The following is a 9,984-nucleotide window of genomic DNA, read 5'->3' on the forward strand; positions in this document are numbered from 1 at the left end:
AAGCGCGGGCCAAGGAAACCTTCGCCAAACGGCTGGATGCGATGCTGGAACAAGCTCTTTGGGTAGAAGAACGACCAACGCTGCGCATTCTGACGATGCAAACGCAATGGGGCAGCTGTTCACCTAATGGCCGAATCACCCTGAATCCGCACCTGGTCAAGGCACCGCGTGAGTGCGTTGACTATGTGATCCTGCATGAACTTTGCCATATTGCCGAGCACAACCACAGCGAGCGCTTCTACCGGTTAATGAGCCAAGTCATGCCAAAGTGGGAAAAGACCAAAGAACGACTGGATGAAATGGCTACGAGTATCATCATGTAAATTTGATCAGCCGTTCAGTGCCTGGCAGCAATCCGCCCGCCAGACACTGGAAGCCCGGATTCAGTGGTTGGAATCCGGCAGGATGGAGGCGTGTCTGGCACTTTGAATGGCAACATAACTGCCGACTTCAAAATAGTGATGGCTGGGTGTGATGGCACAGTACTGCGCACCATCCTGCTCCAGCACATACAGGTAATCGTGCCCACGAAACTCCCGATCCACTACTTTTGCAGCTGCCGGATCATCACTGGCTGTTAATGTCAGGTCTTCTGGTCTTAATGACAGATTCACTGCCCCTTCAAAGTTGCCGCTCAGGTTGATGGTGCCCAGCGGGGTTTGTGCCAGGCTACCCTCTGCCATGCCTTGTAACAGGTTGGTGTGTCCGAGAAACTTGGCAACAAAAGCTGTGGCGGGGTGATGATAAACCCGTTGCGGGGTATCCAGCTGAATCAGTCGACCCTGCTGCATCACACCCACCTTGTCAGCAAAAGTCAGCGCTTCGGCCTGATCATGGGTGACCAGAATCACTGAAGTTCCGGCTTTTTTGAATAGTGCACGCATCTCCTTGCGGGTGCTTTCACGCAAGGCTGCATCCAGATTGGAAAAGGGTTCATCCAGCAATACCAGCTCTGGTTCTGCGGCCAGGGTACGCGCTAATGCCACCCGCTGTTGTTGCCCGCCGGACAATTCGTGTGGATGGCGTTTGGAATAAGCTGCCAGACCAACCAGATCCAGCCATTCCAGTGCTTTTTTCTGCTGTTCAGCTTTGGGTACGTGCCGCATGGCAAAAGTTACGTTACCCAGCAAAGTCATGTGTGGAAACAGGGCATAGTCCTGAAACACGATACCGATTTTCCGATCCTGCGGTGGCAGTTCAGTGACATCCTTGCCATGCAGAAAAATCTGCCCGGATTCCGGGTGTTCAAAACCGGCCAGCATGCGTAGTGTGGTGGTTTTGCCGCAGCCACTGGGGCCCAGTAATGCCAGAATATCACCCGGCTGCAAAGAAAAACTCACCTGATTAACGGCCAGGGCATCCTGCTGGTTATAGCGTTTGCATAACTGCTCAACACGCATCAGAGGTTGTATGGATGCAGGGGTGGCTGACAAGGAGGTGCTGGCTAGATTCTGCATAAAATTCATTGCTACTTGCCCTCACGATTAAGAACCATGCCTACCGAGAGGCTGGAAAAAATAACGATAGCCGCAGCAAAGGGTGCCGCTTCTGCCATCAGGCCTTCTGATGTGCGAGTAAAAACAGTAACAGCCAAGGTGGTGTAACCCGTGGGAGCCAGCAGGAAGGTGATCGGTAACTCCTTCATGCAGAACAGGAACACCAGCGCGATGGAGGCCAGAATACCCCGTTTGAGCCGTGGAAACACCACATACCAGAAGGTGCTGAGAGCACCGTGCCCCAGTGAAAAAGAGGCTTCTTCCAGATTGGAGCGGGTTTGCAGTAATGCACTGCGGATGGGCCCCATCGCCAGTGCCAGGGTGGCAATCGCCCAGGTGAAAATCAGCAATGCCAGTGTTTGATAGAGGAAATAAGCAGTGTGCAGGGAGAAAAACACCATTGCCAGCGCCAGTGTTAATGGGGGCAGGGCATAACCCACATAGGTGGAGCGTTCAATCACCGTGGAAATACGGGAAGGATAACGCACCAGCAGATAAGCAATGGGCAGGGCAAAACCGGCAGCCACTAAGGCAGCGGGGAAGGCGGCAGCTGCAGAGCGCAGGAAAGTACCGGGCACTTGCAGGAAAAAACTCATATCCGGTGGAGCCAGCACCAGCCAGTACACCAGAATCATCACCGGCAGACCCACCGAAGACAGGAACACCAGCAACAGATAACCCCAGGCCGGAACAGCCAACCAGCCCAGCTGTACCGGTTTTTTCAGGCGGGCAATACCACTACCCACACTGGCAAGGCGTTTACGTTTGAGTACAAAGGTTTCCATCAATACAAAACTGCCCGCCAAAGCCAGTAGCATCAGAGACAACCAAGCCGCATAAAAGCGATCAAAAGAACCGGAAATCTGGGTGTAGATGGCATAACTGAAGGCTTCATAACGCATCAGCGCCACGGCTCCAAAATCACCCATGACATACAGGCCAATCACCAGCCAACCCGCCATTAGTGATGGCGCCAGATGCGGCAATAGAATACGGAAAAAAATCTCGCGGCGGGAATAACCCAGCGACTGGGCACTTTCTTCCAGGCTGCGATCCAATCCCAGCAGGGCAGCGCGTAAATTCAGAAACAGGTAAGGAAAGGTATAAAAACCCAGAGCCAGCACGGCACCGCTGTAACCCTGGATACGTGGCAGTTGCCAGCCGAACAGCTGGGCAAAAACACCGTAGTGACCACCCAGACCCATCAGCGCATAAGCCATGACATAACCGGGTACCGCCAAGGGCACTATTGCCAGCAGGGTGATGGTTTTTTTAAAGCGGATATTGGTACGCGTGACCAGCCAGGCGGTGGGCATGGCCATCAGGGTTGCCAGCAGCAGCACCCCAAAAGTCAGCTTTAATGTATTAAACAGCAGATCAAGATTACGTTGACGAAACACCAGCTCCATCAATAAATCCGGTTCTGCCTGAAAAGCCCGTAATACCAGATAAACTAGCGGTATAACCATCGCCAGCACAGCAACCATTGCCGGGATGAGTATATAGAAAGGTGGCCTTTGACCCCAGATACGGTAGACGTGTGTAGCAATGCTTGCTGACATAGGATTTAGCCGACCAGATGCAATGAAAACAGCTTCAAATTAGCATATTCAGCGCTTCGGGTAAATGATAATTATACTCAGCAGCATTGCATCTTATTGATCTGGATCAAGGTCTTTCAGGTGATCATAAAGCAACTGGCTGACTTCCTCACTCCACTGCTCCAGCCACTGCTGGCTGGCTGTTGCCATACCACCAGGAGAAAGAGTGCGCACTGGCTGCTCGGCTGACCACTGTTGTTGCAGCAAATTACGTCCGGTGGCATCCAGCAGGTTAAGTTGCAAACTGATCTGTAAAGACTGGTTTTCCATCTGCAGATACCATTGATTCAGTGTCAGGCGGATGCGGTAATCAGCTCGATAACCGGGTAGATCCGCCAGGCTGGCTTGAATCCAGAGCTGTTGCCCCAGAGCTTCGGTCAGCAGCTGTTGCACCTGCAAATCCAGGCTTTCTGCCCAGAGGTGTTTACTGAAAGGAGTCAGTCGATGACCGGACTCACGATACCAGAGCTCCCTTGAGCGCAGTGGCGCTGATGCCATTGGGCGCTCAACAGCCAGATGCAGAGTTTTACCCGAAGGTAATTCGCGTATTTGATCCGGACCTTTAAGGCTGCTGAGTAACAAGGGTTGAGGTGCTTGGGTGGCCTGCGGAAAAGTAACCAGGCAACCGCTCAGCATCCAGCCACTGATCAGCAGCAGCGCCAGAGGGAAAAAACGTCGGGCTTGTTTTAACATCGTGGATTCCTATTCTCCGGGGCCTGGTGTCTGTTTTCTGTTGCCACGCAGCCAGCTGTGGCTTTCCTGTCTGATCTGCTCCAGCAGAGTTTCAGCCTGTTGTAACAAGGGTCCGAGCTGTCGGGTACCCGCCTGAGTGTCTTCGCTCAGGTATTGCAGCTGTGCACCCAGGTTTTCTAACTGATTGCTAACACGGGTTTCTAAACGATCCAGATATCCGGGTAATTGTCCTGCCAGCTGTTCATAAAACTTTGGATCAAAAGCACGCAGTCTTTTATCAGCAGTAAGACTCAGCTGCTCAACCGCAGCCAGGGTGCCCATTAGTTGACCCTGCATTTGTTCATCGGTCAGCAGTGCCAGTTGTTCACTAACCCGGTGCAGGGATTTCACCAGCTCTGCAAAACCGCTGATGGCAGTGTCGATGTTTTCCGTGACCTCCACTAAACGGGAACTTTGACTGGGAATAATAGCGGGTTGATCAGGGTTGGACACCAGTCGATAACCCGTCTGATCCTGGCTTTGCAATTCTACAAACAACAAGCCGGTAATGCCCTGATATTGCAGCGTGGCAAAGGTGTTGCTGCGGATGGGGACATCAGCATCTAACAACAGATCCAGTCTTACTCTTTCTTCCGGTTCGGTAACCAGGCTGATCCTTTGTACAATGCCCACTGGCACTCCCCGGTATTTAACCGGTGCCCGTTCGTTCAATCCAGAAACCGAATCGTTAAAATAAGTGATGTAGGGCAGGCGGTTGGCATTACGACTGTCCTGGCTCAGCCAGCCAATAAAAAACAGCCCGCTGAGCAGCATCAGCACTACAAAACCACCTACCAGTGCATAGTTAATTCTTGGATTCATCCCTGGGCCCCTCATTTTTTCGGTATTGAGCGCCTGCAGCTCGGGTATTGGCAAAATAATGGCGGATATCCGGGTGATCCTGTTGTACCAGTATTTCCATCGGTGCCTTGCAGAGTACTTGTTTTTGCCCTAAAAAAGCGACTTGATCGGTCACACGCCACAGGGAATCCAGATCATGTGTCACCAGGATCAAGGTCAGATCCATGGTAGCATGAAGCTCCAGCAGCATATCATCAAAGGCGCTGGCGCTGGCTGGGTCGAGACCGGCAGTGGGCTCATCAAGTAATAACAGGTTTGGATCCAGCGCCAGAGCCCTGGCAACAGCTGCACGTTTTAACATGCCGCCGCTGAGTTCCTGCGGATACTTGTTGGCTGCATGGCTGGGCAGGCCGGTCAGCCGCAGTTTTAACATCGCCAGCTCTTGTAATAGTGAAGTAGGCAGCCGCTGATGTTCTCGCAAGGGCAGCATGATGTTTTCCAGCAAAGTCAGGCTGCTGAACAGCGCACCCTGCTGAAACATCATGCCCATCTTTTTACGCAGCTGCAGCAGCTGTTTTTCATTCAGGCGGCGGATATTACGGCCAAACAGCAATATCTCACCGGCATCCGGCTGGCGCAGCAGGGCAATCTCGCTTAGTAGTATCGATTTACCACAACCACTGTCACCCACAATCGCCAGCCGCTCACCCTGATAGACACTCAGGTTCAGTTGTTCATGCACCGACTGTTCAGAAAAACGAGTAGTGATATTGCGCAGGCGCACCAGGGGGCGAGGTTGCAGTTCAGTCATACTTCACCAGCCCGCATGACTGAAGATGATGGAGAACAGGGCATCGGTGATAATTACAAGAAAAATCGCCTGCACTACACTGCGGGTGGTGCGATAACCCACTGCCTCAGCGCCGCCTTTTGCCAACATGCCTTGCATACAACCCACAGTGACAATAATCAGTGCAAAGACTGGTGCCTTGATCATACCCACCACAAAATGAATACTACTGACTTCGTCACCCAGACGCTGCCAGAACAGGGTGTAGGAGATATCCAACTGGATATTGGCAACCACCATGCCACCCACCAGACCACTCAAATCCGACAGCAGTGTTAACAAGGGCAACACCAGCAGCAATCCCAGCATTTTGGGCAGAATCAGCCAATCAAAAGGGTTCTGACCCAGACTGCGCAGTGCCAGAACCTCCTGATTCATATTCATGGTGGCCAGTTGCGCAGCATAAGCAGAACCGGAACGCCCCGCCACCAGAATGGCCGTAATCAGTGGCCCCAATTCACGCAGATGGGTGAGCGCCACTAGCTCCACAATAAAAATATTGGCGCCGTAGGTTTTTAACTGTAATCCACCCTGCCAGGCGATTACCGCACCCAGTAAAAAAGACAACAAAGCCACAATTGGTATAGCATGAACACCATCACGCTGAATGACATCCAGTACCAGGCGGGGCTTAAAACGGCGTGGATGAGTCAGCAGCGAGAAGAGCCCAAGGCTGAGCTGCCCAAGAAACTCCAGCAGTTGCAGGGCATGATGGGTGATCTTGCTGGTACGGTAACCAATATCAGCCAGCCAGCTGAGTGGTTGTTCAGGGGGGATGGTGGTTTCATGGTTTTGCAGAATCAGCTGTAACAACTGCTGCTGGGTGGCCGTTAAACCTTCAGGCCAGTGTTCAGCAGAGGTACCAAAAATGCGGATAAATAACAGCGCACCATTACTATCCATGGCATTGGACAACAACTGCACCCGCTGGTGGTGAGCCAATAATACCGGCTGGAGCTGAAGCCATTGCTTGAGATAAGCGGTGGTCCAGTCTCCCTGAGCGATATAACCCCCATCAGTGGCTGAAAGGGTGGGTGCTTGTCCTTGTTCTTGCATAATAACTCCGGAAATTCCTTATAGCAGGATTATCCATATTCCGGAGCCACCTGTCAGCTGTGGCGACTGCCCGACGTATGGCGAGGCGCAGCATTACCACCCGCAGCGGGTTTGGCGGTATTGGGTTTGCGGCGTCTGGCACCGGACTTATTACCCGCGGGTTTATTACCGGCAGGCCGATGACTGTTCACCAGTCGAGCGGTTTCCGGAATCTTGTTAGCCAGCTGCTCAAAAGGCGGCAAGGGCAATTGATCAATGCGTTTGTTGATCAGGCGCTCGATACCACGCAGCAGTTTCACTTCATCTTCTGATACCAGCGAGATGGCGTGACCACTGGCACCGGCACGACCGGTACGACCAATACGGTGCACATAATCTTCCGGCACATTGGGTAATTCGTAGTTCACTACTTGCGGCAACTGGTCGATATCCAGCCCGCGTGCGGCGATATCCGTAGCCACCAGAATTTGTACACTGCCATCTTTAAAACCAGCCAAGGCCTTGGTGCGAGCACCCTGGCTTTTATTGCCGTGAATGGCCGCGGCATTAAATCCGGAAGCTTCCAACTGCTGAGTCAACTTGTTGGCACCGTGCTTGGTTTTGGTAAACACCAGCACCTGAAACCAGTTGTTGTTCTTGATCAACTGCACCAGCAAAGCCGGTTTGTGTTTTTTATCAATTTGAAACACCTGCTGCTCCACCCGCTCCGCTGTGGTATTACGCGGGCTGACAGAAATTTCCACCGGATCATTCACCAACCCTTTTGCCAGCGTGCGTATCTCGTTGGAGAAGGTCGCGGAAAACAGCAGGTTCTGACGCTTTGGCGGCAGCAGTTTCAGAATCTTTTTGATGTCGTTGATAAAGCCCATATCCAGCATACGGTCGGCTTCATCCAGCACCAGCACTTCCAGCTGCTTAAAGTTCACGGCGTTTTGATTAAACAGATCCAGCAAACGTCCGGGTGTTGCCACCAGAATATCCACGCCCTTGCGCAGTTTCATCATCTGCGGGTTGATCTTTACACCACCAAACACCACAGCAGAACTCAGCTTGAGCCCCTTGCCATAGGTCGCCACACTTTCTGCCACCTGAGCGGCCAGCTCACGGGTTGGAGTCAGAATCAGCGCACGGGTTTGATTGGCACGCGCTGGTTGACCGGCAGCCAGGCGTTCCAGAATCGGCAGGGTAAAACCGGCTGTTTTACCAGTACCCGTCTGAGCGGCAGCCATCACATCCTTGCCAGCAAGAATCGCAGGAATCGCCTGAGCCTGAATTGGGGTGGGGCTGGTGTAGCCCTGTTCTTCCAGTGCAGCAAGAATCGGGGCGCACAGGCCCAGAGTAGAAAAACTCATATAGGAAAAAAATCTCGGTAACAAAAAAGGGGAAACTACAAAACGCGTGCAGATGCAGGCGGGAGGCCGAAGTCTACAGCAAAATGATGGATAAAGACATCAGACTTTCAACGGCTGGTCTGCCTGAACGGCAATGTTATACTTGCGCGCGATAACATTCAGATGAAGAAGAGGGCCTTAAATATGACCGTCATCCGCCAGGACGACTTGATCCAGAGTGTTGCTGATGCTCTGCAGTTTATTTCTTACTACCACCCCAAGGATTTCATCGACTCACTGAACCAGGCTTATGAGCGTGAAGAGTCTCCGGCGGCTAAAGATGCCATGGCGCAGATTCTTATTAACTCCCGCATGTGTGCCATGGGTCATCGCCCGATTTGTCAGGACACCGGCATTGTCACCGTATTCCTGGAAATCGGCATGGACATCCGCTGGGATGGCGCCACCATGAGCGTGGAAGACATGGTCAACGAAGGTGTACGCCGCGCCTACCTGCTGCCGGATAACGTGTTACGCGCCTCGGTACTGGCTGATCCAGACGGCAAACGCACCAACACCAAAGACAACACCCCAGCCATCATCCACGTCAAACTGGTGCCCGGCAACACTGTGGACGTACACGTTGCCGCCAAAGGCGGTGGCTCCGAAGCCAAATCCAAATTTGCCATGCTGAATCCATCCGATGACGTGGTGGAATGGGTGCTGGAACAATTACCAAAAATGGGTGCTGGCTGGTGCCCGCCCGGTATGCTCGGCATCGGTATTGGTGGCACCGCAGAAAAAGCCATGCTGCTGGCGAAAGAAGCCCTGCTGGAGCCGATCGACATTCAAGACCTGCAAGCCCGTGGTGCCAGCAACCGTGCCGAAGAACTGCGTCTGGAACTCTACGACAAGGTCAACAAACTGGGCATAGGTGCTCAGGGTCTGGGTGGTCTGACCACCGTGCTGGACGTGAAGGTAAAAGACTACCCAACCCACGCCGCCAACAAACCCGTTGCCATCATCCCCAACTGTGCCGCCACCCGCCACACCCACTTTGTACTGGATGGCAGCGGCCCGGCAGCCTTAAAAGCACCAAAACTGGAAGACTGGCCGGAAATCACCCGTGAAGTAGGCGAGGGCGTTAAACGCATCAATCTCAACACCATCACCCGTGAAGAAGTGAAAGACCTGAAACCCGGTGACGTGGTGCTGCTGTCCGGCAAAATGCTGACCGGTCGTGATGCTGCCCACAAACGTATGGTCGACATGATCAACAAAGGCGAAGAACTGCCGGTGGATTTAAAAGGCAAGTTCATCTACTACGTTGGCCCGGTTGATCCGGTACGTGAAGAAGTGGTTGGCCCGGCTGGCCCCACCACCGCCACCCGCATGGACAAATTCACCCGCACCGTACTGGAAAAAACCGGCCTGCTGGGCATGATCGGTAAATCCGAACGCGGTCCGATTGCCATCGACGCCATTCGTGACAACGAAGCCGTTTACCTGATGGCCGTGGGTGGAGCTGCCTACCTGGTAGCGCAGGCCATCAAACATGCCAAAGTACTGGCGTTTGAAGACCTGGGAATGGAAGCCATCTACGAATTTGACGTAGAAGACATGCCCGTCACCGTTGCCGTGGATGTTAAAGGTGACTCCATCCACAACATCGGCCCAGCCAAATGGAAAGAAATCATCGCCAAAGACGCCGCTGCTGTTTGAACGGCTGAATAAAGCGATGTAAAACCCGGTAACCTCAAGGACGAGGTTACCGTGATTGACACAATGGAAACCGCTTCAAATCTGTTTAATGGAATAAGCTGCAAACGTCACAGGGATGCGAGCACTCACCAACGCAGGGAAAATGCATGAAACCACCAGTAATGGCGAGGCATACAGACGGTTTGAAATCTCTAATGTACACCTTCGCCATCATGTGATTTGATGATCCTTTTGTAAAGGAAAATCATGAAAACAGCCTCCCTCATGGAACACCTCTCTGTCATCAAAGACTTTCGTCAAGCTTGGAAAGTTGAGCACAAGCTGACCGATATACTGCTGCTGACGGTCTGCGGCGTAATCTGTGGTGCCGAAGGCTGGGAAGAAATTGAGGATTT

At 52.7% G+C, this 9,984-nt stretch carries 10 protein-coding genes; 3 read left to right on the forward strand and 7 right to left on the reverse strand.

Annotated elements, in window-relative coordinates; translation table 11 throughout:
- A partial coding sequence (locus IBX50_RS13825; protein ID WP_292256763.1) for a M48 family metallopeptidase occupies window positions 1-323 on the forward strand: 323 nt, incomplete at its 5' end.
- 60 nt (window positions 324-383) lie between these two features.
- Here IBX50_RS13825 and IBX50_RS13830 read toward each other — a convergent pair.
- From IBX50_RS13830 to IBX50_RS13860, 7 genes are all read right to left on the reverse strand, one after another.
- Window positions 384-1,466 carry an ABC transporter ATP-binding protein gene (locus IBX50_RS13830; RefSeq protein WP_292256765.1) on the reverse strand — a complete coding sequence of 361 codons (1,083 nt, stop codon included), beginning with the start codon at window positions 1,464-1,466 and terminating at the stop codon, window positions 384-386.
- Between the two features lie 2 nt (window positions 1,467-1,468).
- Complete coding sequence (locus IBX50_RS13835) at window positions 1,469-2,965, reverse strand: iron ABC transporter permease (protein ID WP_292256767.1); 1,497 nt, start codon at window positions 2,963-2,965, stop codon at window positions 1,469-1,471.
- A 186-nt stretch (window positions 2,966-3,151) separates the two neighbouring features.
- The gene (locus IBX50_RS13840) at window positions 3,152-3,790 is read right to left on the reverse strand and encodes an ABC-type transport auxiliary lipoprotein family protein (RefSeq protein WP_292256768.1); all 639 of its coding nucleotides are present in this window, start codon (window positions 3,788-3,790) and stop codon (window positions 3,152-3,154) included.
- Window positions 3,791-3,799: 9 nt separating this feature from the next.
- The gene (locus IBX50_RS13845; protein WP_292256770.1) at window positions 3,800-4,651 is read right to left on the reverse strand and encodes an MlaD family protein; all 852 of its coding nucleotides are present in this window, start codon (window positions 4,649-4,651) and stop codon (window positions 3,800-3,802) included.
- The gene (locus IBX50_RS13850; protein WP_292256772.1) at window positions 4,635-5,441 is read right to left on the reverse strand and encodes an ATP-binding cassette domain-containing protein; all 807 of its coding nucleotides are present in this window, start codon (window positions 5,439-5,441) and stop codon (window positions 4,635-4,637) included. The genes IBX50_RS13845 and IBX50_RS13850 overlap by 17 nt, the downstream gene beginning before the upstream one ends.
- A gap of 3 nt (window positions 5,442-5,444) precedes the next feature.
- The gene (locus IBX50_RS13855) at window positions 5,445-6,536 is read right to left on the reverse strand and encodes an ABC transporter permease (RefSeq protein ID WP_292256774.1); all 1,092 of its coding nucleotides are present in this window, start codon (window positions 6,534-6,536) and stop codon (window positions 5,445-5,447) included.
- A gap of 53 nt (window positions 6,537-6,589) precedes the next feature.
- A complete protein-coding gene (locus tag IBX50_RS13860) occupies window positions 6,590-7,888 on the reverse strand; it encodes a DEAD/DEAH box helicase (protein WP_292256776.1) in 1,299 nt (432 codons plus the stop codon).
- 183 nt (window positions 7,889-8,071) lie between these two features.
- Between IBX50_RS13860 and IBX50_RS13865 the strand changes: the two genes are divergently transcribed.
- Both IBX50_RS13865 and IBX50_RS13870 read left to right on the forward strand, forming a co-directional pair.
- A complete protein-coding gene (locus IBX50_RS13865; protein WP_292256778.1) occupies window positions 8,072-9,589 on the forward strand; it encodes a fumarate hydratase in 1,518 nt (505 codons plus the stop codon).
- Window positions 9,590-9,835: 246 nt separating this feature from the next.
- Window positions 9,836-9,984, forward strand: a 149-nt coding sequence (locus IBX50_RS13870) for a transposase family protein (RefSeq protein ID WP_292256780.1), incomplete at its 3' end; no start/stop codon positions are given.

The organism is Marinospirillum sp. (assembly GCF_014859565.1).

What these genes read in the sequence shown, in the direction of transcription:
- IBX50_RS13830 (WP_292256765.1), bottom strand. Translation starts at nt 1,466, where the DNA reads ATGAATTTTATGCAGAATCTAGCCAGCACCTCCTTGTCAGCCACCCCT.
- IBX50_RS13835 (WP_292256767.1), bottom strand. Translation starts at nt 2,965, where the DNA reads ATGGTTATACCGCTAGTTTATCTGGTATTACGGGCTTTTCAGGCAGAA.
- IBX50_RS13840 (WP_292256768.1), bottom strand. Translation starts at nt 3,790, where the DNA reads ATGTTAAAACAAGCCCGACGTTTTTTCCCTCTGGCGCTGCTGCTGATC.
- IBX50_RS13845 (WP_292256770.1), bottom strand. Translation starts at nt 4,651, where the DNA reads ATGAATCCAAGAATTAACTATGCACTGGTAGGTGGTTTTGTAGTGCTG.
- IBX50_RS13850 (WP_292256772.1), bottom strand. Translation starts at nt 5,441, where the DNA reads ATGACTGAACTGCAACCTCGCCCCCTGGTGCGCCTGCGCAATATCACT.
- IBX50_RS13855 (WP_292256774.1), bottom strand. Translation starts at nt 6,536, where the DNA reads ATGCAAGAACAAGGACAAGCACCCACCCTTTCAGCCACTGATGGGGGT.
- IBX50_RS13860 (WP_292256776.1), bottom strand. Translation starts at nt 7,888, where the DNA reads ATGAGTTTTTCTACTCTGGGCCTGTGCGCCCCGATTCTTGCTGCACTG.
- IBX50_RS13865 (WP_292256778.1), top strand. Translation starts at nt 8,072, where the DNA reads ATGACCGTCATCCGCCAGGACGACTTGATCCAGAGTGTTGCTGATGCT.